General features: G+C 57.5%; 19 protein-coding genes. 13 read left to right on the top strand and 6 right to left on the bottom strand.

The features are described from left to right. Window positions 1-5 precede the first annotated feature (5 nt). The 6 genes from QJ48_RS06170 to QJ48_RS06145 all read left to right on the top strand — a co-directional run bounded on the left by QJ48_RS06170 (window position 6) and on the right by QJ48_RS06145 (window position 5172). Window positions 6-500 (top strand): PH domain-containing protein, encoded by a 495-nt coding sequence (locus QJ48_RS06170; RefSeq protein WP_054972764.1) that lies wholly within the window; start codon window positions 6-8, stop codon window positions 498-500. Further along, complete coding sequence (locus tag QJ48_RS06165; protein ID WP_054972763.1) at window positions 497-1996, top strand: PH domain-containing protein; 1500 nt, start codon at window positions 497-499, stop codon at window positions 1994-1996. Before QJ48_RS06170 ends, QJ48_RS06165 begins: the two co-directional genes overlap by 4 nt. Before the next feature lie 188 nt (window positions 1997-2184). Next, window positions 2185-3264 (top strand): 3-isopropylmalate dehydrogenase, encoded by a 1080-nt coding sequence (gene leuB, locus QJ48_RS06160; RefSeq protein ID WP_054972762.1) that lies wholly within the window; start codon window positions 2185-2187, stop codon window positions 3262-3264. A gap of 225 nt (window positions 3265-3489) precedes the next feature. Further along, window positions 3490-4038 (top strand): peroxiredoxin, encoded by a 549-nt coding sequence (locus QJ48_RS06155; protein ID WP_054972761.1) that lies wholly within the window; start codon window positions 3490-3492, stop codon window positions 4036-4038. Window positions 4039-4133: 95 nt separating this feature from the next. Next, on the top strand, window positions 4134-4517 hold the full coding sequence (gene gcvH, locus QJ48_RS06150; protein ID WP_036694249.1) for a glycine cleavage system protein GcvH: 384 nt from the start codon (window positions 4134-4136) through the stop codon (window positions 4515-4517). A 148-nt stretch (window positions 4518-4665) separates the two neighbouring features. Next, entirely contained in the window at window positions 4666-5172 is a 507-nt protein-coding gene (locus QJ48_RS06145) for a DUF1572 family protein (protein ID WP_054972760.1), read from the top strand. A 108-nt stretch (window positions 5173-5280) separates the two neighbouring features. Here QJ48_RS06145 and QJ48_RS06140 read toward each other — a convergent pair whose 3' ends face one another. The 5 genes from QJ48_RS06140 to QJ48_RS06120 form a co-directional block, all read right to left on the bottom strand. Next, window positions 5281-7257, bottom strand: coding sequence for a glycoside hydrolase family 15 protein (locus QJ48_RS06140; RefSeq protein ID WP_193394405.1), 1977 nt, complete (start codon window positions 7255-7257; stop codon window positions 5281-5283). Between the two features lie 167 nt (window positions 7258-7424). Then, on the bottom strand, window positions 7425-7637 hold the full coding sequence (locus tag QJ48_RS06135; RefSeq protein ID WP_054972759.1) for a KTSC domain-containing protein: 213 nt from the start codon (window positions 7635-7637) through the stop codon (window positions 7425-7427). A 70-nt stretch (window positions 7638-7707) separates the two neighbouring features. Beyond that, complete coding sequence (locus tag QJ48_RS06130; RefSeq protein WP_054972758.1) at window positions 7708-10104, bottom strand: sugar phosphate nucleotidyltransferase; 2397 nt, start codon at window positions 10102-10104, stop codon at window positions 7708-7710. 58 nt (window positions 10105-10162) lie between these two features. Further along, the gene (locus QJ48_RS06125; protein WP_054972757.1) at window positions 10163-13072 is read right to left on the bottom strand and encodes a 1,4-alpha-glucan branching protein domain-containing protein; all 2910 of its coding nucleotides are present in this window, start codon (window positions 13070-13072) and stop codon (window positions 10163-10165) included. Window positions 13073-13084: 12 nt separating this feature from the next. Next, window positions 13085-13594: a DUF4912 domain-containing protein gene (locus tag QJ48_RS06120; protein ID WP_054972756.1), complete on the bottom strand. Its 510-nt coding sequence runs from the start codon at window positions 13592-13594 to the stop codon at window positions 13085-13087. A 475-nt stretch (window positions 13595-14069) separates the two neighbouring features. On the opposite strand from QJ48_RS06120, the gene QJ48_RS06115 reads away from it, so the two are divergent. The 6 genes from QJ48_RS06115 to QJ48_RS06090 all read left to right on the top strand — a co-directional run bounded on the left by QJ48_RS06115 (window position 14070) and on the right by QJ48_RS06090 (window position 22505). Then, window positions 14070-14498 carry a hypothetical protein gene (locus QJ48_RS06115; RefSeq protein ID WP_054972755.1) on the top strand — a complete coding sequence of 143 codons (429 nt, stop codon included), beginning with the start codon at window positions 14070-14072 and terminating at the stop codon, window positions 14496-14498. A gap of 307 nt (window positions 14499-14805) precedes the next feature. Further along, on the top strand, window positions 14806-15615 hold the full coding sequence (sigI, locus tag QJ48_RS06110; RefSeq protein ID WP_054972754.1) for an RNA polymerase sigma factor SigI: 810 nt from the start codon (window positions 14806-14808) through the stop codon (window positions 15613-15615). Next, window positions 15608-17173, top strand: coding sequence for an anti-sigma factor domain-containing protein (locus QJ48_RS06105; protein ID WP_054972753.1), 1566 nt, complete (start codon window positions 15608-15610; stop codon window positions 17171-17173). Before sigI ends, QJ48_RS06105 begins: the two co-directional genes overlap by 8 nt. A gap of 200 nt (window positions 17174-17373) precedes the next feature. Then, complete coding sequence (locus QJ48_RS06100; RefSeq protein ID WP_054972752.1) at window positions 17374-19593, top strand: S-layer homology domain-containing protein; 2220 nt, start codon at window positions 17374-17376, stop codon at window positions 19591-19593. 209 nt (window positions 19594-19802) lie between these two features. After that, window positions 19803-20819: an aldo/keto reductase gene (locus QJ48_RS06095; protein ID WP_054972751.1), complete on the top strand. Its 1017-nt coding sequence runs from the start codon at window positions 19803-19805 to the stop codon at window positions 20817-20819. 63 nt (window positions 20820-20882) lie between these two features. Next, window positions 20883-22505: a leucyl aminopeptidase gene (locus tag QJ48_RS06090; protein ID WP_082420370.1), complete on the top strand. Its 1623-nt coding sequence runs from the start codon at window positions 20883-20885 to the stop codon at window positions 22503-22505. A 108-nt stretch (window positions 22506-22613) separates the two neighbouring features. On the opposite strand, the gene QJ48_RS06085 is transcribed toward QJ48_RS06090, so the two are convergent. Further along, complete coding sequence (locus QJ48_RS06085; protein ID WP_054972750.1) at window positions 22614-23204, bottom strand: hypothetical protein; 591 nt, start codon at window positions 23202-23204, stop codon at window positions 22614-22616. Window positions 23205-23409: 205 nt separating this feature from the next. Here QJ48_RS06085 and QJ48_RS06080 point away from each other — a divergent pair, with 205 nt between their 5' ends. Next, window positions 23410-24366 carry a Gfo/Idh/MocA family protein gene (locus QJ48_RS06080; protein WP_054972749.1) on the top strand — a complete coding sequence of 319 codons (957 nt, stop codon included), beginning with the start codon at window positions 23410-23412 and terminating at the stop codon, window positions 24364-24366. Window positions 24367-24369: the final 3 nt, after the last annotated feature.

The following is a 24369-nucleotide window of genomic DNA, read 5'->3' as shown; positions in this document are numbered from 1 at the left end:
AAATTATGTTTTCTCCAATTGACGCGCCTCAAAGACGATTGTCCAGGGATGCGGTCAAAGTATGGATCATCAGTGAAACGATTTCGAATGTCATCGGCTTTGTTCTGCTTGGGGCTTTGCTCTATTTGGACCATCGGTACGCATGGAAAGCGTGGATCGGCTGGATTCTTATCGGTCTTGCTGTCATTTCCGTGCCGTCTGCGATCTGGTCTTTCTATAGACCGTTTTTACTCTATAACAATTGGCGCTACGATATTAATGAAGAGTTTTTGCAGCTGAAATCGGGCGCGTTAAACGAAGAGCATCAGCTCGTCCCGATGACCAAAATCCAGTCGGTCGCCACGAAACAAGGACCGCTTCTGCGAAAGTACGGCCTCTGCTCGGTCTCGATCAAAACGATGGGATCGACGCATGCCATACCTGCTCTGCCTAAAGAGGTCGCGATTGAGTTAAGGGATCAAATTGCCCATTTCGCCAAACTAAAGGAAGTGGAGTCATGACCGAAGCGAAACGGCATCATCCGCTGTCGATGGTTTGGAAATTATGGAAGCTGGGCAAATTCTCGTTTATCATCGCCATGTACTTGTTCGTGATCAAATCCGGTTCGGATTCCGCTTTTCTCAAGTATGGACGGATTGCTTTTTTCCTGTTTGTTGGGGTCTCCGTTCTTGTCATTCTTTCGAAGTGGCTGACGCACAAATACAAGCTCGACGATGCTTCGTTTCATCTATATGAAGGGGTGTTCACCAAATCCGGACGAACGATTCCTTTTGCCAAAATTCAAAACGTCAACCGTCACACAACCTTATTCCATCGGCTGTTTAACGTGACTTCCATTCGATTCGAAACAGGCCTCACCGGCGAAGAGGCCGCCGTCGAATTCGAGGTCATCTCGTTAGCGGAAGCCGACAATATGGAAAAGCACGTGGCGAGCCCGGTGCCGGGCGGGCCGATGACGGTACAGGACGGCGAAGCTGCCGCGGAGTCGCATGCCGAAGCGGTGAATTCGCGGCGGACCGTTCATTTTAAGCCGACAAGAAAGGATATTATAAGAGCTTCCTTTACATCCTTAAGCTTTCTGCTCCTTATTCCTTTGCTCGGTTCCGCTTATTCCAAAATCGATCAATTCTTTCATGTGAAGCAAGAGGCGAAAGGTTTGCTTTCCATCATTATGAACTCCTGGTGGATTGCCGCGATTCTGATCGTTGTGCTCGCTGTGGTCTCTGTCGCTTTCGGAATCGTCAGAACCTTTGTGAAGTATGGGAAATACGAGATTTCTTCCGATCCCGACCGGATTTACATCACCAAAGGCCTGATCGACGAAACGGTATTTTCCATAGCCAAGCAAAGGGTGCAGGCGGTTGAAATTACGCAGTCCGTGCTGAAACGCTTGCTCGGACTCGCCGAAGTGAAGCTGACCAGCGCAGGAGGCCTTGGCGACGGAGAAGACAAGCTGGAAATCAGCTCGCTGTATCCTTTTTTGCCTGTTCGGCGCGCCTATGAGATGATTTCGGAAATGCTGCCGGCTTATGAAGTGACCCGCGAGATGAACCGTCTTCCCCGGAAGTCGTTATGGGTCCGCATGCTAAGGCCAAGCTGGGTTTGGATTCTATCGACGGCCGCTCTATTTTATTTCAAGCCGCGGTTCCTTGGATTTGAACAGACTTGGTGGGTTTTATCCGGCGTTTTGCTGATATGGATCTTTGTAGCCAGATGGCTTGATTACGCCAATACGCGGTACGTCTTGAAGGATAACTTCATTCAGTTCCAAACGGGAAGTCTGACAACGGCTTTATTCGTATCGAAGCGGGAGAAGATTATTGAAGTGAACGTCACCCGCAGCCTATTTCAAAAATGGCTGGGGCTCGCGTCCGTCGGGACCATGAACCGGGCTAAGCCGGTACGTCGTGCCGGGATCGACGATGCGCCGGTCGAGCTGGCCGAGTCGTTCGTCAAGTGGTATATGGGACGCCGCAAAGAGGTCAAAATGGAATAGAAGGGCGCCTGCGTGCGCGATTCGGAGCGCGTCCCGCCTTCCAGCTCTGGAGAAGGTCCGGGAGGCCGGTTATCGGTACGTTGAGGGTTATAGGTTTTGTCTATCAAATTTATTCGATTTATGTCTTGGCGCAAAGACGGACAAATGTGCTACAAAAGAGATAATGAACTTATTTAGGAGTGAAACCAATGGCAGACGTGAAGAAAATTGCCGTTATCGCCGGGGACGGCATCGGTCCCGAGGTTGTGGCGGAAGCGATTAAAGTCATGAAAAAAACCGAGGATGTGTTCGGGTACCGTTTTGAGTTCGAGCACGGCTTGTTCGGCGGTATCGCCATTGACGAGAAAGGAACACCGCTGCCGGAGGACACGCTGGCGATTTGTAAGAAAGCGGACGCCGTGCTGCTCGGAGCCGTCGGCGGCCCGAAATGGGACAACAATCCGAAGGAGCTGCGTCCGGAAACGGGATTGCTCGGAATCCGCAAGGCGCTCGGCTTGTTCTCCAACATTCGTCCGGCTAACGTATTCGATTGCTTGAAGGAAGCTTCCACGCTGAAGCCGGAAGTGCTTGAAGGCACGGACCTGATCGTCGTGCGCGAGCTGACCGGGGGGATTTACTTCGGAGAGAAATTCCGCCGCGAGGGCGCGAACGGAGAAGAGGCGGTCGATACGTGCGTATACAACGTCACGGAAGTGGAGCGCATCGTGCGCCAAGCGTTCGAGATCGCCCGTACCCGCCGCAAGAAGCTGGCTTCCGTCGATAAAGCGAACGTGCTGGAAACGTCCCGTCTGTGGAGAGAAACGGTCAACCGGATCGCGCCGGATTACCCGGACGTCGAGCTGGAGCACGTGCTCGTCGACAACTGCGCGATGCAGCTTCTGCGCCGTCCGTCCAGCTTCGACGTCATCGTGACGGAGAACATGTTCGGCGACATTCTGAGCGACGAAGCGGCGATGCTGACGGGGTCGATCGGCATGCTGTCCTCCGCCTCCCTGGGCGAAGGGGCGTTCGGCCTGTACGAGCCGGTGCACGGCTCTGCGCCGGATATTGCGGGCCAAGGCATTGCGAATCCGATCGCGACGATCTTGTCCGTAGCGCTGATGTACCGCCTGACGTTCGGCTACCATGATGCCGCCGAAGCGATCGAGCGTGCCGTGAAGGAAGTGCTGGACGCGGGTCACCGCACCGGAGACATTGCCGTCGACAAGAGCAAGGCCATCGGTACGACCGCAATGGGCGAGCTGATCGTTAACGCCATCCGCAAATAGGAATCGAATAGCAAGACCGGACAGCAAAAAACTCTTGAGGAATTCCGATTTCTTAAGAGTTTTTTCTGTTTTCTACAGCGTAGTTTTGTGTCTGGATCGTCACAGATTAGAATTATTATAAAAAAGTAATTAGTTTAATCTTGACTTCAATGGGCTCCGAATGATACGATTTATAACGTGAAAAACCGTGATCAATAACCAAATTTAAGGGAGGATTTTTGGAACATGGCAGAACGTTTGGTAGGTAAACAAGCACCCGATTTTACAATGGACACCGCCCTTGGGAACGGACAAGAGTTCGGCAAAGTTTCCTTGTCCGACTATAAAGGCAAGTGGCTCGTATTGTTCTTCTATCCGCTGGACTTCACTTTCGTGTGCCCGACGGAAATTACGGCAATCAGCGAAGCCGCTTCGCAATTTAAAGCGATCAATGCCGAAATCCTCGGCGTTTCCATCGATAGCATTCATTCCCACCGCGCATGGATCAACACGCCGGTAGATCAAAACGGCCTTGGCCAATTGAACTTCCCGTTGGCTGCCGATATTACGAAACAAGTATCGCGCGACTACGGCGTTCTGATCGAAGAAGAAGGCATCGCGCTGCGCGGCCTGTTCATCATCAGCCCGGAAGGCGAACTGCAATACCAAGTCGTTCATCACAACAATGTAGGCCGCAGCGTCGAAGAAACGCTCCGCGTTCTCGAAGCTCTGCAATCCGGCGGTCTGTGCCCGATCGGCTGGAAAAAAGGCGACAAGCACCTGACGGCGAAATAATCGTCTTCATACGCCGCGCATATCCCCCTCGGCCTGTCTTGCGGCAGGCTAGGGGGTTTTTCACTACTTGGAGTAAAGGGGCCGAAAACAAGCTTATGGAAGTGATCAAGGGGCTCAAGTACAGCGAGAATCATGAATGGGTGCGGGTGGAGAACGGGAGAGCCGTGATCGGCCTCACTGATTTTGCCCAAGAGGAATTCGGGATCATCGTCTTTGTGGAGCTCCCCGAAGAGGGAGACGTCCTTCAGGCCGGCGAACCGTTCGGCAGCATGGAATCGGTCAAGACGGTGACGGAGCTGTATGCTCCGGTATCCGGTAAAGTCGTTAGCGTCAATCCGAAGCTGACGGAAAACCCGGGCGTCATCAACCTGTCCCCGTATGGCCAAGGCTGGATGATCGTCGTCGAAATGAGCGATCCCGCCGAGCTTGACCGGCTGTGGGAAGCGGACAAATACGAACAAACCTACGTGCATGAATAAAAAGGTACGGCAGCCTGACTTCGGTCAGGCTTTTTTTGCGTCTACCGTTTGTACGGCTTATCGCCCCGATAAAAAAACGGGAATGTACTTTCCGGACTCGTTCCCGTAAGATGGGGTTGTACCCATTTCGCGGAAAGGGAGGATCATGATGAACCAACCGATTCAACTTGGCGACGAATTTTTGAAAGAATCGATTTTGGCTTTTGAAAGCATGAAGAAGCTGGCCGACGGAACGATGAGCCAACTGGAGGACGCGCACTTTTACGAAACGATCGATCCGGAATCCAACTCAATGGAACTACTGATCAAGCATATGCATGGAAATATGATATCGCGCTGGACCGATTTTTTGACGACGGACGGCGAGAAGCCGGACCGCAACCGGGACGGCGAATTCGAAGTCAGCCGGCTCCCCCGGACCGAGCTGCTGCGGCTGTGGGAGGCAGGCTGGGAGCGGGTATTTCAGGCTCTGCGTTCGCTGACGCCGGAGGATGTGCTGCGCACCGTATATATCCGCGGCGAAGCGCATACGGTGCTGAAGGCGATTCAACGCCAGGTTTCCCATTACGGATACCATGTCGGGCAGATCGTCTTTTTGGGCAAGCACCTGAAAAGCGAGCATTGGCAGACGCTCAGCATTCCCCGCAAGCGGTAGCAGGCGATAGGAGGATGCAGGAGGAGCCGCGCAGAACAAAAAACATGCCGGAAGGACGGACGACCCGTCTTGCCGGCATGTTTTTTGCTATTACGAAAGCTGCCGGGTTTACGCTTTGCTGGCGGCCAGCAGCTTTTTATATTTCTCCGTGTACTTGACGACGGTCAGCACATAGGTGGCGTGCGACCAGGTGAGCGGGGCGACCGATACCGGCCCGCCGTCGAACGGGTCAAGCTGCTCCGGCAAAACGCCGCTTTCCATCGCGTGGCTGACGACCCATTCGAGCGTGCGCCGCGGCGATTCGAGATCTTCCAGCGTCTTGGCGCACTCGATCTCCCATTCCGCGATCCACAGCGTGCAGATGATCCACGGATTGCCCGGGACGGTATCAATATCCGACGAACGCTGGAAGTAATAGTCGTGATGGTAACGGGCGACGCCGCCGATGTCCGTTTTGATCGTGAGTCCGGCCCGGTTGGCCTCCATCGTGCTGACGACGCGCGGGTCGTCGGCCGGGAGCACGCCAAACTCGAAAATGCCGTAGACGCTGCTCTCCAGCGTCTTGTCTTTCACCCAGGCTCCGCCGTCCAGCACGAGTCCCCGCACGAAACGCTGCTCCTCTTCGTCCCACAGATGCTTGAGGATGCCGGACTTGATTTTCTCCGCCGTATGCCGGTAGCGGCTGGACCGCTCTTCGTCTCCGAACAGGCTGCAGAAGTTGGCGGCTGCAATGAGACCGCCGTAGACGGCCGATGCGGTGAATGTGAAGATGCCGTACCGCTCCTCCCACAGGTCGTAGCTCGGCTTCGGCAGGCTCAGCTCCTGCTCGATATAGCCGGCCATAAAGCGCGCCGCGCGGCGGATCAACGTCCGGTACAGCGACTGCGGCAGCTCGATGATGCCGTGGCGGACGTAGTCCTGCCACAGCGCGAACAGGACGAGCCCGGTCTCGTCCTCTTGAATCGGCAGCTGCATGTTGCCGCCGTTGAGGTACGGATGCCAGCTGGAGCCGACCGTTCCGTCGGGATTGTATTTGTGATGCAGGTAGCCGTCCGGCGAGAGGGCCTCCGCGCAAAAGTTGAAGAACGGCGTAATCATGCCTTGATAGCCGGCCATGGTCATCGCATAAGCGATCAGCGCACCGTCCCGGGGCCACATATAGCTGTAGTGGTCGCGGTTGGACTGCATGATGTCGGAGTCGTTCGCCGCGATGATCGCGCCGTTCACGTCGGTCTGCGTCCGGACGATTAACAGGCTGTGCTTGTACAACCGCACACAGGCCTCGCTCAGGTTGCCGTAATCGCGTTCCTCCGGCTTGTTGACCCAGCGCTGCCAATAGATTTCTACCCGGTCCAGCAGCTTGCCCGGATAGCTTTCTTTGACGTAGTTGTCGAGCTTCTTCACTTCTTCGAGATTTTTGCCTGCGCTCATCCAGTAGTAGAGCGTCTCGTCGCCGTTCGGCGGCACATGAAGCCGGAAGCTGACGGTGCTGTCGACCGAGCCCTGGGCGATCGCATTGCCCATCAGATGGCCGTCCTCCGCATCGCGCCACGTGCCCTCGGCGTTGTAAAACCGTTTGACGCCCGTCGTGTACTGATAAATGCCGTCGGTGCCGGCCAGCCCGTTGAACATGAAGTAGCGGTCTTTTTTATAATGAAACACGGTATTGTTCTGAGGATAATAAGCGGCGGTATCGCCCACCTCGGTCTCGTTGATGACGAGGTCCTGATTGAAAAACATGCGCACTTCGCGCACGGTATCCCAGTGATTGTGGACGCGCACGCGTTTCAGATACACGTCCTCGCGCTGATGCACGCCGTCGTTAATAAGCAAAGTAATCCCGAGATGGTAATGGGAGGCGCGAACTTCGGTTACCAGAGAGTCCTCAATATACGAAAGCTCGAACTTCCATTCCGGGTCGGCCAGCCAAGTAAAAGCGCCGTCCACCCAAAGGCCGATGCGGCATTGATAGCCGCCGACATGGTTGAGCTGCCCGACGTAAGGATAATACAAATCGCGCATGTACGTATTACGGTCCAGGTTGATCAAAAACTTTCCGTTTCCGATGACTAAGTGCCTAGGCAATCCACCCACACCCTTCTCGTTCCAGAATGCTTGCTTTCTCTTAAGATACCTTTTTATGCCATGCCGGTCAATCCGTGAAAATGAGTGAAAACAGCTGCCGGCGGCATGTTTGCTTCAAATTGTCGGCTATGGGACCGGAGCGGAGGAAGAGGCAAAGCCCGGCTGCCTCAGGCTTGCGGAGGGCACCAGGCTTTGGCGGATGTCATTTGCATGAGCAAATCGTATGGATTGGGAGACTGGAGCAGCAACTGGTAATGCTCGGGCAGGACGTCGCAGCACGTGTGGGTATGACCCGTATGGTATTGAATGTGCATCTGCGAAGCTTGGTCGTCATACCGGACAAAAGCAATCTGCTTCGAGCCGATCGGAATGAGCTTCATACGATCATCCTTCCTTTGGGAAGTCCGGTGAAGCCGGACTGTTCAATTGGGCATTACTTTATGGTTATGCTCACTGCATCAGGTTTAGAATTTGCTCGCGGTATTCGTGAACGAGCGACAGCGCATGCTCGTCGTGAAGCCCTTGGGCGACGACGCTGAAGGCCGGGTCGTCCGAATCAGGGAGCAGCAGCACCCATCCGCCGTCGTGGTGCACCTTGATGCCGTCGATGAGCTCCACCGGCCGTCCTTTCGTTTCCTGCAGCATCCGGCGCATGATTTCGCCTTTGCGGTCCCACGGGCAGTCGATCCGCTCGCGCCGGACGTAAACGCTCGGCAGGAGCCGCAGCAGCTCGTCAAGCGGCAGGCCGCTGCGATGCATATTCCGCACGATGAGCCCGGTTGCGAACAGGCCGTCAAACAGCGGATGCAGCGCAAGGTCTGCAGAAACCTCCATGATGCTGCGAATCTGCTGCTTCGTGCGCACGATCCGGGCGCCGAGCCCTTCCGCCAAGCTTTCGAGCAGGTGAGGCGCGCTCACGGGGGCGCCGATGACGGCGGATTTGAAGCTGTGGAAGAACGACACGTACTGCAGCAGCAGCAGACGGTCGCCTGTCACCGTCTCGCCTCCGGACGTAACGAGCGACATGCCGCGGGCGTCGTCGTCGAGCCATAGACCCAGGTCGGCCGACAGCGCGCGGACATGGTCCGTCAGCCGCCCGCGCTGCGCTTCGGCGGGCAAATGCACCGCCTCGCAGCCGAGCGCATCGAGCAGCGGCCGCAGCTGCGCGAAGACGACCGGGCGCGTGCAGACGACGGCGCGCAGCGGCAGGGCGCTTTCGCCTTCCATCGCCGTGAAGGCGAGCAGGGCCCCTAGATACGACGCCGTCATCGTCTCGTCCGTCCGATAGCTCCCGGGCGATTCCGCCGGGGCCCGGCCGTAATCCTCCTGCCGGAAGCCGTTCTCGACCTTGCGCTCCGCCGCTTTGTCGATCGGCAGGCCCTGCCCGTCGTAGCATTCGAGGCAGCCGAGCCCGTCGGCGCCGAGCCGCACGTGGATGCCCCCGGCGCTTTGCAGCTCGCGGACGGCGAAGCGGGCGACCGGCGGCAGCACGTCGCCGAGATCGACTACGTCGACGCCGACGGATTGCAGCCCGGCGGCCACGGTGCGCTTGATCAGCCGCGCGAATTCGTGGGGCGCGGAGCTGACGGCGAGCCGCTTGCCGGCAGCGAGAGCGGAGCCGTAGGCGGTGGCGAAGCGGGCGGCGAATTCCGGCGTCAGATCGAGGTTGGGCGTGCCGGTGACGCCGTAGGCGCTGTACAGCGGCCTGCCCAGATGCTCGCCCCAAATGAACGAGGAGGTCAGCCGCGTATTTTCACGGACCTGCTTCTTCGGCCATATCTTCACCTGCGGCTCGACAACGGCCTTCGGGCCGATGACGCAGTGGCTCCCGACGACGCTTCCGTCGGCGAAGCGCGCGCTTTCCTTGCAGAAAATCCGGCTTCCCAGCGTCGAGCCGAGCAGTTCGTTCCGTTCAGCGATATGGTTATGATCCCATAGGATTGTCCGGCCCAGCACGCTGCCTGCGGACAGCACGTTGCCCTGTCCGACGATGCTGTACTCGCCGATCTCCACGCCTTCCCCGATCCGGCAGCCGTCGCCGATAAACGCCGGCCCGATCCATTTGACGTCCGGAGCAGTGATAACGTTCTCGCCTACGTAAATGCCGGGCCGCAGCTCGGTGCCGCGGATGCGCACGTTCGCCTTGCGGTCGAGCATGTCGAACTGCGTCTGCCTGTACTGTTCCAGCGTGCCGATATCCGACCAGTAGCCGTCCGCGACATAGCCGTACAGCGGTTTTCCGTCGGAGAGAAGGCCCGGGAACAACTGCTGGCTGAAATCGTAGGCGATGCCCGGCTCGAAGCGGTCCAGCACCTCGGGTTCGAGAATATAGATGCCCGTATTGACCGTATCGCTGAACACCTCGCTCCAGCTCGGCTTTTCGAGGAAGCGGACGATCCGCCCATCATCGTCGGTCATCACGACGCCGTATTCGAGCGGATGCCGGGCCCGGGTGAGCACGAGTGTGGCGAGCGAACGCTTCTCTTGATGAAAGCGGATCGCCTTGGTCAGATCAAAATCGGTCAGCGCATCGCCGCTGATGACGACGAACGGCTCGTCCAGAAACGGGGCGGCGTGTTTGACGCTGCCGGCGGTGCCGAGCGGCACCGTTTCTTCGAAATAATGGAGGCGGACGCCATGCCGGCTTCCGTCCCCGAAATAATCGCGTATAACGTCCGGCAAATATTGGATTGTGACGGCAATATCCGTAATCCCGTGCGACTCCAGCAGCTCGATGATGTACTCCATGCAGGGGCGGCCGGCAAGCGGAACCATCGGCTTCGGGAGATGGCAGGTTAACGGGCGAAGCCTTGTCCCTTTGCCTCCGGCCATAATGACGGCTTTCATACACATCCCTCCTTGCGGCGATCTGTCGTGCTGCGAATCTCCGGAGGGCCGGCCTCTGTCACGAGCCGACGCCGGATGCCGGAGACATGCGCGAACGAATCCGCTCCTGATACTGCTCCGCTACAGCATCTGCAATGCGTTCCAGAGCATAGTGCCGCTCCAGCTTGAGCCGCGCCCGCTCCGCCATGCTTCGCCCGACCTCCGGCTGCCGCAGCAGGTCGCCGACATGCCAGGCGAGCGACTCGACATGGCCGGGCAGCGCTTTGTACCCGTCGATGCCGTGTTCCACGAGCTCGGCGAGTCCGCCGGTATCGGACAAGACGACGGGACATCCGTGCTTCATCGCCTCCAGAGCGACGATGCCGAACGGCTCGTACAGGCTCGGGATGACGCATACGTCGGCCGCCCGGTACAGCGCCGCCTTCGTCCCGTCGTCAATGAACCCGGTGAAGCGCACGCGGTCGCCGAGGTGGGTGGCCTGCCGCTTCAGCTCGTCCTCCATCGGCCCGGAGCCGCCGATGAACAGCACCGTATCCGGCGCGCCCGACAGAATGCTTGGCATCGCGTGGAGCAGCGTCTGCACGCCCTTCTCGAAGACGAGCCTGCCGACAAAAACAAGCACGCGCCGCCCTTGAACGCCGAACCAGCGCTTGGCATCTTCCTGCGAATCGGCCGGGCCTTCGACTGGCTCCTCCAGCTTCACGCCGTTCGGGAAGACGAGCATTTTGTCGTCCGCTTGCTGAAACAAGTCCTGCACCTCCCGTTTCATCGCATGGCTGCAGACGAATACGCGTTCCGAATCGTAGGTGAGCCGCCATTCGAGCCGATGAATCCGGTTCGACAGGTCGGTATTCAGCCGTCCGTGATTCCGCCCCCATTCGGTGGCATGAATCGTGCAGACGAGCGGAAGGCCGTAGCTCATCTTCAGCTCGCGCGCCGTATGATATACCATCCAATCATGGGCATGCAGCAGATCGATGCGCCCGCCGTTTTCTTTATAGCGGACAAGATGATCCGTGAAGGCCAGATTCATCTCGAAGGTCCAATCGTAAAAGTCCGTGTCGCCGGAATGCAGCACCGGAACACGGTGCACGTACACGCCGCCGCGCTTCTCGAAATACGGCGCGCCGTCGTGTGCGCTCGTCACGACATGAACGATCGAGTCCTGCGCAGCCAGCGCCTCGGATAGATCGGCCACGGCGCGGGAGAGCCCGCCGACCGTCTTGGGCGGGTACTCCCAAGCGAGCATGAACACGTTTGGGCTATGCTTCGTTTCCTCCAGAATTTGTCGGAAATGCTCCACATCCGGTAGCAGTGGAACCGGCGACGCCCGGTGAATGGAAACGTAATCCCGGTAATCGATCCCGGGAAAGCAGTTGTCCTTTGCTTCCAGTTCCGTGACAAACGATTCGTTTATTACCTGCGCCTCGATTTGTTCGCACAGCAGCCGGAAGCAGCCGAGGTGGTCCTTCGTCCGGCGGCAGGCGTAATCGACGACCGTCTGCGAATCCATAATGAACGCCCAGTCGCTGCTTTGCGCCAGCATCAGCTCGCGGGCCGCTTGGTTCAGCGCGCGCCTCAGGAGGCTTTCGCCCTCCTCCAAATGCTCGTGCTTCGTGGCGAGCCGGATCATCCGCAGCTCCGCTTCGTGCAGGTGGCGGTAAATCCAATCGTTGTTCCCCTGCAGCCATACCTCCGCCGAAGCCCCGCGGCCCCAACTGGACTCGTTCACTTTGCCCGTATCGGCGACGGGGTACTCCCGCAAATACTCCGAAGGCGTCACCATCCGCAGCTCGAACGGATCGTAAAACAGCTTGCGGCACAGCATCTCGATCCACAGGGGCCCTTCGTACCACCAATGGCCAAACAACTCGGCATCGTAGGGCGAGACGATGATCGGCTTGCGGTCCAAATGATGATACCAGTGCTCCGCCTGCTTTTGCCGGTTAAACAGGAAATTCCCCGCGTGCTCGGCGGCCTTGCTTCTTGCCCATCCCGGGTTGTACGGCTCGCGGTGTCCGTCTTTGCCGGTGATCCGGTAATATTTAATGCCCGTGTTGACCCGTTCGTGCGTCGGCAAAACGTACGGACGAATATGCTCCCATTCCGCCAAATCGTGCCAGCCGAGGTCCCAGCCGATATCCCGGTAATATTCCCGGTAGTTGTAGTCGCCCGGATATCCGTTCTCGGCGCTCCATACCTGCTGCGACGATTCGGGATCGCGCGGGAACGCCGTGACGCCGTACGGCGTCATGAGCGGGGCGTACAGCTCGCGGTTCGGGCGCGGAGTGGCATAGGCGACCGCCGTAGAGTCCGCAAAAAAATAATCGATGCCGCACGATTTCAGCACCCGGTCCACCCCGGGGGTAATGCCGCATTCGGGCAGCCAAATGCCGCGCGGCGGGCGCCCGAAATGCCGTTCGTAATCGCGGACGGCCGTAACAATCTGGGCGCGGATCGCCTCTTCGGTCCGCATCAGCGGCAAGAAGCCGTGGGTCGCGGCGCAGGTGACGATTTCGAGCATGCCGAGATCCTGGTAATGCTTAAAGCGGGTCACGATGTCGCGTCCGCAAGCCTCGTAAAGCCGGCTCAGCTCCCGGAACCGTTTGGCGTATAGGCGGGCCAACGGCCCGAAGCGCTCGTCGCCCCGAAGCCGGACGATTTCCTGATCCGCCAGCAGGATCAGCTTGGCCAGATGGACCGCGTAGCGCTCCTGCATCAGCGGGTCCGTACATAGCGCCAGCAGCGTGGGCGTCATCGAGAAGGTGAGCCTGAAATCGATGCCTTCCGCCGCCAATCGGTCGAACAGGTCGACGAAGGGAAGGTACGTTTCCGTCATCGCCTCATAAAACCAGCGCTCCTCCATATAGTCGTCGCGATCGTAGTGCCGGATATAGGGCAGATGGGCGTGAAGAACCAAAGCCAGATAGCCCTTCGGGTCCGGCTTCGGCTGGCCTCGGTTGAGCATAAACGAAGAACCTCATTTCATCCAGCTGTGGTATGCGCTGAAATTCTCAAAATCGTACGGTCGTATACGCGCGGGAGTTTTGCCGGGCTCCTGTGCCTCCGGTACGGTCGGCTGCAGCGGAGCGCCCCACGGAGCGGCGCTGTCCCGCGGCGTGTGAACGGCGCCGGACCGCAGCAGCGGCACGAACTGCCGCCGGATCGTATAGACGCCGAAATCGACGGTCCACACCGTATCGGCCGAAACCCCGTGAATGTACCAGCGGTCCGCCTCGGGCGTCGTCTCGATATCGAAATGACGGTGCGCGTTGTTTCCGTTAAAGTATACGCCGGTAACGTCGTATACCCGCAGCACCTTCGGCAGTACGCCCCAGTCGCATTCAAAATGCTGCGAGCACAGCCAGCGCTTGCGGTTGCCGACTTCCCAATAAACGAACAGCGTATGGGCATCCCGGACCATCAGATGCAGCAGATCCTTCTCGTAGCGATCCGGCAGCTCGAAGCCGGACGTCGGAATAGACCGCACGGCCAAGTCCTCCTTGGAAACGAACTTTATCTTTAACAGAATTTACAAAACGGAGCCAAATTATGCATGCAGGAAGCGAGGGGACAACCTGCCGTATTCAAGAAGGAAACATTTAACTAAGCATCCGCGGAGCGAAAAAAGAGGATTTTTGGCGCTCTTGGTCGAATAGTTTAGAGATAGCGGCATGGGTCTTTTTTGGTTGATAAGAATGGAGAAGCTTTTTGCAGCCTACAGCTGCGCATGAACAATTGACAATTCGCTAACGTCACTATAAAGCAAGGAGACCATGCGGCTTGGGACACGCAAACATCGAGAAACCTTTTGCAGGAAAATAACGTCAATATAGTTGGAATCGTCCCGGGAGACCTCTTTAGCCGATTCGACTAACGCTTTTTTCCTGTGCGAAACGGTTTCCAATCAGTTTGCAGTCATAGCCGTCATAGATTCAAAGTGGAAACAGAGGGGGACGAGGACGATGAGTTTTTGCTGCGGCGCCAGCATGTTGGGGACCAAAGGGACGCTAAGACATATCCGGACGCAAATTCATAACGTGCCGTTATTGTTCTGCCCGGTATGCCACCGTGTGGAAGTGCACCATCTGGTGGAAAACGAGTATGAGATCCTTGCCGAGTATGCGCATGGAGACGGTGCGCCGGAAGTGGACTTCCAAGAGTACGTCGAGCATCGGGACGTTCAGGAGATGTTCGAGAACTGCGTGAATCACGAGAACGAAGAGCCGCTTGGGGTCGTTCAAAGCCAGATCGACATGGCGCTCGACCTGTTGATGGTGGCCAAAGAGATCGGCGACGCCGAATGGGAGCAGCAGCTCAAAAAAAGGCTGAACGTGCTCAGCCAGCGCCGTCACAAGCTGAAGAATAAAAAGACCATGCGAGGCCTGTCTTAACAGTACCAACCATTTGCAAAAACGTCCCTTCTTCGCCAAGCTTCTTTGCAGGCACAGGCAGCGCCGGCAGCGGCGCCGTATGCCCATGTGAGCGCGGCGCTGCGGCTGCATGGCGATGCGGTCCGGCGCCCGGGCAAGCCTGCCGTGGCTGCGGCTTGGATAGGGACGTTTTTTGCGGCTGGCCCGGTTGGAAAGCCTGCCCTGACCCGCATAATAATTCCTTAGAAAATATAGGCGTCCAGCCTTCGAAATGACCCCCGTAATCGTATAAGCGATAGCGAAATTTTTAAGCAGAGAGGTGGAACGATTGCTGCTGGTTTTATTTAAGAAATTTCTCGGAAAACGCCAGGCACACCACTCGGATTCCGCGGATGCGCAAACGCCGGAACAAATCGTTATTCTGATTCAAGAAGGTGATCTACGCCTCCGCAATCAATTCATCACCGATTATCAACCTTATGTTGCGAAGGTAACGAGCAGATTTTGCAAAAGATATGTGGACCCGGCCCGGGACGATGAGTTCAGCATCGCACTCGGCGCCTTCAATGAAGCGATCAATCAGTTTTCGCCGCAGGCCGGAAGGTCGTTTCTCGGATTTTCCGAACAGGTCATCCGCCGGCGGCTCATCGATTATGTCCGCAAGGAACAGCGCTTCTCGCAGCAAATCCCGTACAGTACGTTCGAGGTGGAGGACGAGGAGGACAACATCGTCAATCCGGTCGAAATCCATCAGGCTGTCGAACAGTACGAGAAGCAGAAGGGAATGGAGGAACGGCGCAGCGAGATTATCGATCTGAACCGCTGCCTGTCCGAATTCGGTATCCGCTTCGGAGATCTGGTCGATGCTTCCCCTAAGCACGACGACTCGCGTCAGGCGCTCTTTGGTATTGCCAAGACGCTCTCGAATGACGGCGAGCTGATGCGGCTCATGATATCCAAGCGGATGCTTCCCATTAAGGAGCTGCTGGCTCAAGTGAAGGTTTCGCGCAAGACGCTGGAACGAAACCGCAAATTTATTATTGCTGTTGCTCTGATATATCAAGGACCTTATCCGTATCTCAGAGATTACCTACATATCAGAGAGGATCATGAAAAAGGGGAAGATGCCCGTGAATAAAGGGGTCGTGATGGAAATCACGGAAAAAAGCATCGTCGTGATGCGTCCGGACGGCAAGTTCGAGCGGGTGCCCCGCAAGAAGCGGACTTGCGAAGTCGGCGAAGAGATCGTCTACGCGGATAGCGGCATCAATTGGAGGAGCCCTTCCGTCGCCGGCCGTTCGGCGATCGCGGCAGCCGTTGTCTTTGGTCTGGTTTTGTTTGCCAGCTTCAACGGGAAGCTGGGCAGTCCCGAGGTGGTAGCTTACATCTCGATGGACATTAACCCGAGTATCGAGATGGGCATCGACGCCAAAGAGAACGTGCTCGAGCTGCGGGGACTTAACGACGATGGAGCGGTGCTGGCGCAGGCGGTCGACTATAAGGGGAAAACGCTGGAGGCCGTCACCTCGAAGCTGTTGGACAAGGCCGAGCAGGGCCCGCTTGCCAAGCAAGAGGCGGAGATCGTCATTGCCAGCACTGTCGTCGAGCCTAAGAGCCAGGTGAGCGATGCGGGCATTGCCGAGAAGCTGCGCAAGCAGGTGACCAAGCACATCCAAGAGGCGCACCCGACCAAAGCGGAAGCTTATCAGGTCGCCGCGTTCGCCGCGCCGCAGGAGGTGCGGGAGGTCGCCTCCCAGAACGGTGTATCCATGGGCAAGTACACCGTATATTTGAATGCCAAAAGCAACGGAGAGAGTGTAACGCTCGACGAATTGAAGAGAGAATCGGTCCTGCAGATCTCCAAGCAGAAGCCGGAAGTGGCCAAGCTCATTCAACCGGATAAACTTCCGACGAAAGCGGACATCAAGAAGATGGTGGAGGAAGAGAAGAACGGAGAGCTGGACAAGAAGCTGGAGGAGCAGCAGAAAGACCGCAAGCAAGACAACGGCAAGAATGGAAAAAACGGAAAGAACGACTCGAAAAACGACTCGAAAAACGACCCCAAGAATAACAGCTCCAAGAACGACTCGAGAAACGATTCGAAGAACGATCCGAAAAAGCCCGGAAGCACGACCGGGAACGGCGGAAAAGACAAAACCAAGGACGACGATAAAAACGACGACAAGAACGGCAATAAGCGGGGCAGCGATAGAGACGACAAATCCGCAGACCAAGGAAAGACGACGCCGGCCAATACAAGGCCGGGCAGTACGCCTCCTGCGGGCACGAAGCCGGGAACGACAACTCCCGGCACGTCACGTCCCGGCGACAAGAACGACGACAAGAAAGAAGATGACCGGAAAAAAGACGATGACCGGAAGAAAGAGGAAGATCGTCAAAAGAGCGATCGTTCCGGTTCGAACTCCAAAGATCGGGAAGAGGATCGGAAGAAGGAAGAACCTACGAAAACGAACGACGAGCGCCGGCGCGACGATGCAGACCGGCGCGTTGACGAATCTAAAAAGAATGAGCAAGACCAACAGAAGGAACAGGATAAAAAGAAGGAATCCGACAGCAAGAAAACGGACGACAACAATAAAAAGCCGGCCGGAGATTCGAAGAAGAAAGACGACAACAAGCCGGACGATTCCCGAAAGAAAGAGGATCACCCGGGAGACGACCGGAAGAAGGATTAAAATCATTAGATGCCAGTATATTGCTCTCTATCCAAAAAACCGTTACCGAAGCGTTCATGCCGCCCCGGGAAACGGTTTTTTGGGGTTTATTTCACATAAAAAAAACCAAATGGCCCACCGATAAAATGTAAGAGTGGCGCTTGGCAATAAGGGGGGGCGCACACAAGAGTGTAATCACAGTAGCCAAGGAAGGTGTACAGATGCTAAGGAAAGCAATCACAGCAGTATCCATCGCAAGTCTCATGTTCGGTTCTTCTCTTTCCGGTATCGCGGCGGCGGACAATTCAGTTCCGGCTTTCAGCGATCTGGAGGGGCATTGGTCGAAAAGCGAAGTGGAGTACCTCGTTCAGAAGAGGATTGTCGATGGGACCGAGCAAAACGGCCAGCAGGTCATCCTGCCGGACCAAAGCATTACAAGAGCGGAGTACATCAAGCTGCTTGTCTCCGCCCGCCAGGTGAAGCTGGCCGAACCGGCCCAGAGCTCGTTTAAGGACGTCGCTGCCTCCCATTGGGCGCTGAAGTATATCGAAGCGGCCAAAGCGAACGGATGGTCCGACGGGTATGAGGACGGGACGTTTAAGCCCGATAACGAAGTAAGCCGAGCGGAAATCGCCGCCTTGATGGTCCGCAGCTACAATCTAAGGATGCAGGAAGGTAATACGGTCGCATTCGAAGATACGGCAGGCCACTGGGCGAACAATTACGTGAACATCGCTGCTTCGAATAAAATCGTTGAAGGCGATACGATGAACGGCAAGCATTATTTTAATCCGGGAAAAGCGGCAACACGCGCCGAAGGGATGGCGATGCTGACCCGGTACCTGAAAACAACGGAAACCGGCGCGAAAGATCCGAAGAAAGAGACACCGACTCCTGCGCCGTCAACGACACCGGCCACGGGTACATCCGGCACGACCAGCGGAGGAAGCTCGAGCTCCGATTCGAGCTCGGGTTCCGACTCGGATTCCACGCCAAGCCCGAATCCTAATCCAAACCCTAATCCGGGTCCGGACGATAAGAAGGTCACACTTGGGGAAGAGGAGATCAAGAATTCGATCGGCAAAGGAAAGCCGGTTGAAGGGTCCGACGAATTGAATAACAAGATTACCCTGACCGGTCTGGACTTGAGCTCCTTCAGCGGAAGCATCAGCGACATTTTGGTCGATCTGGTGAAACCGAACACGGTGTTCAGCCAGCTGTCCGTTCCCGGCTTGACGGGTCCCGTGATCGAATTTTCGACCAACGGGAAGACGTTCACTTCCGGTACGCTGACGTTCAACGTGGCCGAGCTGTCCAATAAACAAAATTTGGCGGCGGCATATTACAACGAAACGACGAAGCGCTTCGAATTTTTGCCTACCGCGTACAATGCGGATCAAGGAACGCTGAGCTTTACGACGACGCACAACAGCAAATACGTGCTGATCGATAAAGCGTCCTGGGAGCAAACGTTCCGGGCGCATCTATCGACCGTCGTCGACGGCACCTACAAGCCGTATATCGATTTTGCCTTCATCATCGACAGCTCCGGCAGCATGGGGGGAACGGATCCGAAGGATTTGCGCAAATCGGCGGTAACAAGCTTGGTTTACGGCCTGAAGTACGATGCGGCGAGCCCGCTTAAGACGGAGACGGTTACGGTAGCCAAGTCGGTATACGAGGAAGGGAAAGGGTACCATTTCGAATATCCGACCGTAACGAATCAGGTATATTCCTTGAGCGACCGGGCGGCCATCATCGATTTTGACACCAACGTGCGCACCTTCGCGACGTTCTCGGCACACAGCTCGACCGTGGCTGGTGCGGTGTACCACATCGACAGCGACGGCGGAACGAATATTTTCGCAGGGGTACGGGAAGCGGTGAAGCTGTACGATACGTACGGAGACAACGGCCAGCGTAAAATCGCCCTGCTGCTGACCGACGGACAAAACAACTTTGCGACGACCCAGGACGATCTGAACATGCTGAAAGAGGCGTTCGAGAAAGGCATCACGATCATTACCATGGGACTGAGCAGCCAAGCCGACATCGGCCTGCTGAAGCAAATCTCCGAATATACCGGCGGAATGTACTTCCAGGTGCAGACAGCCGACGATCTTGAGGCGTACTTCAAGTCGGCGCTGGAGAACAGCTATCACGAAGATAAAGATCAGGACGGTCTGGACGACTTCTACGAGAAGACGACCGGCATGATGCTGGAGAACGGCATGATCATCCGGACGAGCACCGATCCGGTTAACGGTAAGGATACGGACGGCGACGGCTTCACCGATCTGGAAGAAATGGGCGAGCCGGTGGACATGGTCATTACGGCGGATATGGTGCCGGAAGGCAGCACGCTGGCAGGCAAAACGGTGAAGGTGTTCAAAAACTTCAAAAGCTTGCCGACCGACAAAAACGACGTGCCGAAACCATAAGTGCGCAATGCGAGTCATTGGATACAAAAAGCGGGTCTTGCCTTTCGGGGCGGCCCGTTTTTTGCTGTTTCAGGACAGAGAAGAGAGGCCGTCAAGCCCGGGAATCCGAGAGGCGAGGAGTGTTCCGCAGACTGTTATTTTGGCGCCGGTTGCTCTATAATTGATCCAGGGGAGAAAATGTAATTTTTCCATGAGGGAGAGACTTGGACATGCGCTACACGACGTTCGGAAGCACGGGATACCGCGTGTCTTCGCTCGGCTTCGGGGCGATGAACCTGCCCGGCGTACCGCTCGAACAAGCCCGGGCGGCGCTGAATTATGCGCTCGACGAAGGGATCAACTACATCGATACGGCCGCAGCCTACCGCAACAGCGAAGAAATTATCGGCGAATGCATTTCACACCGCCGTTCGGAATATTTTTTGGCGACGAAGACGGGGAAACGGGACTACAAGTCGGCCATGGAAGAAATGGAGCGCAGCCTGAGCCGTATGAAAACGGACGTCATCGATCTGCTGCAGATTCATTATGTCAACACAGTTCAAGAGTTTAAAGCGGCAATGGAAGAGAACGGCGCATATCAGGCGGCGCTTGAGATGAAGCGCAAGGGGCATGTCCGGTTTATCGGTCTTACCGGGCACCGGCCGGAGCTGCTTGCCAAATGGATCAGCAAGGGGCAGTTCGATCAGGTGCTGTTTCACTTGAACTTGGCGCAGCCGTTTGCTTTGGACGAGCTGATTCCGGAGGCGACCCGGCAGCAGATGGGGAAAACGGCGATGAAACCGCTCTCGGGCGGATTTATCCAGCCGGTGTCCCAAGCGATTCGCTATCCCTACAGTCAGGATGTCCATGTGACGATTTCGGGCATGATCAGCGTGGACGAGGTGAAGGAAAATATCGCTGCGATGCGGGAAGAAGTCGAAGACGACGAACGGCGCGAGCTGGAGACGCTGGCAGCGGAGCTCGGAGCGCATAACTGCCGCCGGTGCAATTACTGCTCCTGTCCGATCGGCGTGACGATTCCCGACATCATGATTTCAAGCCAGGTGCGCCGGACGTTCGGCTTGCTGCCGAAGGGCGACGGGTTTTACCAGAAGCAAAAGGACAAAATATTGTCCTGTGCCGACTACGAGCCCTGTAAGGACAAGCCGCTCTGCCAGCAGCAGTGTCCGTACCATCTGCCGATGCGGCAGGTGGTGATGGAGGCTGCCGGGTATTTCGGCTGAATTTTTCGGCTAAGGTCAAAGTGGAATTTTGCGGGGATCAGCGCCCGCTCAAACCGATAAGGAGTGACGAGAGTGGAGACGTTGGATCGTTTTATTACGCAGGAGCTGAAGCTGCGCATCGTATTGGTGGACGAGGAGCGCTTTGGCGGGGCTGAAGCGCCGGCGGGAGCGGAGGAAGACGCGGCGGAGGCCGTCGCGCTCGCGGTGTTCGTCACGCCGGAGGCGCTGGCGGCGGACGCGTGGACGGAGGCGGCCGGCACGGAGGTGCCGGAGCCGCTCGTCCACGCGGTCCGCTCGCTCGCCGCGCGCGGGCGGTTCAAGGGCCGCCTCGGGGACACCGAGGCGCTGCCCGTGCTCGGCCTGATGCCGGGCTATCAGGCCCTGCTGCTCTGCGGCCTGGGCGACGCCGCCCGCGCCGAAGACACCGACGCCTGGCGCAGCGCAGGCGTCTACGCGGCCCGCGCCGCGCACGAGCATGGGCTCGTGCGCCTCGCGGCGCCGCTGCCGCGCGCCGGGCGCGCGGCCTCCCGCGAGCTGGCGCAGGCGCTCGCGGAAGGGCTCTGGCTCGGCGCGTACCGCATGCCGAGCTATGCCTCCGCCGGCGGGACGCAGCCGCCCGCGCTGCGGGAAGTCGCCCTGCTGCACGGCAGGGCGGAGGGCCCGGACACGCTCGCGGGACTCGAGCGTGCGATCCTCGCCGCGGAGGCGCTGGCGCTGGCGACAAATGTTGCCCGCGACCTCACGAACTTGCCCGGCAACTATTTGGTGCCGGAGACGCTCGCGCGGGAAGCGCAGGCCTTGGCCGCCCGGTACGGGCTGGAATGCACGGTGCTCGACGAGCACGGCATTCGCGAGCAGGGCATGGGCGGCCTGGAGGCCGTCGGCAAGGGCAGCGCGAACCCGCCGCGCATGATTGCCGTCCGCTACCGGGGGACGGCGGAGGAGAACGCCGACGTGATCGGCCTTGTCGGCAAAGGGATCACCTTCGATACCGGCGGCATCTCGCTCAAAAAGCCGGAAGGGATGGAAGAGATGATCAGCGACATGGGCGGAGCCGCCGTGATGCTCGGTCTAATCCATGCGCTCGGCAGGCTCAAGCCGCCGGTGAATGCAGTGATTGTCATTCCGACGGCAGAGAACATGCCTTCCGGCTCGGCCTTTAAGCCTGGCGACGTCATTACGGCAATGAACGGCCAGACGATCGAAGTGCTCAACACGGACGCCGAAGGACGGATCGTGTTGGCGGACGGTGTGCTGTATGCGAAAGCGCTCGGAGCGACGCGCCTGATCGATGTCGCGACGCTGACCGGCGCGGTGCTGGTTTGCTTCGGCGACGTGGCGACCGGGGCCGTAGCGAACGACGAGCCGATGCTGCAGGAGCTGCTGTCCGCCGCCAAGCGGGCGGGGGAAAAGGTGTGGCCTCTGCCGAACTATCCGGAATATCACGACATGCTGAAGAGCCAAGTGGCCGATATCCGGAACTCCACCTCGCGCGACCGTTGGGCCGGCAGCATTACGGGCGGGCTGTTCATCGGCTTTTTCGCCGGGGAGACGCCTTGGGTGCATTTGGATACGGGCGGAACGGCATGGCTGTGGAGCGAACGGGGGACGGAGCCGCTGGGCGGCACGGGGGCGATGGTGCGCACGTTAAGCGGCTATCTGTGCCGTTCCGTATTGAACGGATAGAGCCTGGCGAGATTCAAAAAAGCGGATTCCGCAGCGGCGCTGTTGCGTACGCTTGGAAATCCGCTTTTTTGCGATCCAATAAAGCAGAGACTGCGATCGCTCCGGCAATTAAGCCTGAAGCTGTTTGCCCTCGTTCGCCGTTACCGCGCCGGGCGTAACCATCACCTTCATCGCCGCTTCCTCCAGATCGGCCATTCGAATGAGCAGCCGCGACACTTCGTCGGTCGTATAAGACAGGCTGCGGGTCCGCTCGGCCAATTGCGGGAGGTCGATGCCGATCCACCCCTGCTTGCGGGGATGGAGGGACAGGTCAAAGGGAAGTACGGCCAGCGCCGCTTCGGTGCTGTCGGAGCCGCCCGCCGCTTTGGCTTCCGGCGTTCCGCTAGATTCACTACTTCCCATACTGTTTAAGTGAAAATACAGCTTGCGGCTATGATTCCAACGAATAAACCCGGGTTTGAACGTGATGGTCAGCACCGGATCGCCGCCGATGGTTTGTTTTACGAACCGGACCCCGGCTTTCGGCTTCAAGCGAATGTATTGAATCCGTCCCAAGTCTGGCAAAAATATGACGATCGCGACCGGCAGCGCGCTGGCCGCATACAAGTAGACGATGGATTCATGGTAAACCGAGAGCCCAAGCAGACCGATAAATACAATAACGGATAATACGAGCAACCACTTGTTTGATTTAAACATGAATGTAAATCCCCCAGATGATCAGGCATTTTCAAAAAACGGCCGACACTCCTATTCTACCATAACCTTTACAGCCTTTGAAAGCGATCAGCCTGTTCGCGGATTGTCAATTTTTTGTAAGGATTGCGTCGGCACTCCGGTTCATTGCTGTACCGCCGGAGATCAATTGTAACATGAACCAAACCTAAATCGGGGGGACATCCGAATGAAACGCAAAATTGGCATCATCGGGCTGGGAGATATCGCCCAAAAAGTATATTTGCCGCTGTTATCGGCGAGCGAGAACGTCGATATTGTGGGATTGTTCAGCCGTTCGATGTCAACTGTAGACCGAATCGGCGCGCAGTATCGGATCGCCGGACGATATGCTTCCCTCACGGAAATGCTGCGTCAGGCCAAGCCGGAGGCGGTATTCGTTCACAGTCCGACGGAAACGCACGATACCATCGTAACGACATGCCTAAAGGAGGGAATTCACGTTTACGTCGACAAGCCTCTGGCTTACGACATCGAAGCTTCGGAACGGATGGCGGCCTATGCCGCCGAGCGCGGGCTGCTGCTGGCCGTCGGGTTCAACCGCCGCTTCGCGCCGCTGTATGTGCAGGCCAAGCGATGGATGGAGGAAGGGGGCGGCTTCGATCTGATGACGGCGGCGAAGCACCGGACGAAGCTGCAAAGCCACGGTGCCAAGCACACGCTGTACGACGATTTGATTCACATGCTCGATTTAATGCTGTGGCTTGGCGGAGACAACTTCGACGTGGCGTCGTACCGGCAGCGCACCGATCACGAAGGACGGCTTTTGTTCGGAGCGGGTACCTTGACTTTCGGCCATGGCGCATCCGCTGCTTCTTCGCAGGACGCGGCGGTTGGGCAATTCAGCATGGCGCGCCAAGCGGGAGCCGATCTGGAACAGCTGGAGCTGCACGGAAGCGGCCGGTCCGCCGAAGTGCTGAACATGGAAACCGCTGTATGGAGAAAAGTGGGCGTTTCCCCCCAAGAGCAGACGTTCGGAAGCTGGGATTCGATCTTGCACCGCCGGGGATTCGCCGATGCGGTGGATCATTTCTTGGCATGCATCGCGGACCCTTCGAGCTGTACGATCCGCGCCGACCGGACCTTGCCGGCGCACCGTCTGGTGGAAAAGCTTTTCCCGGAATGAAAT

Origin of the sequence: Paenibacillus sp. A3, assembly GCF_001399685.1 — a bacterium.
Taxonomy (GTDB): domain Bacteria; phylum Bacillota; class Bacilli; order Paenibacillales; family NBRC-103111; genus Paenibacillus_G.
Note: the sequence above shows the minus strand (reverse complement) of the source record. Positions and strands in the feature narration are given on the sequence as shown.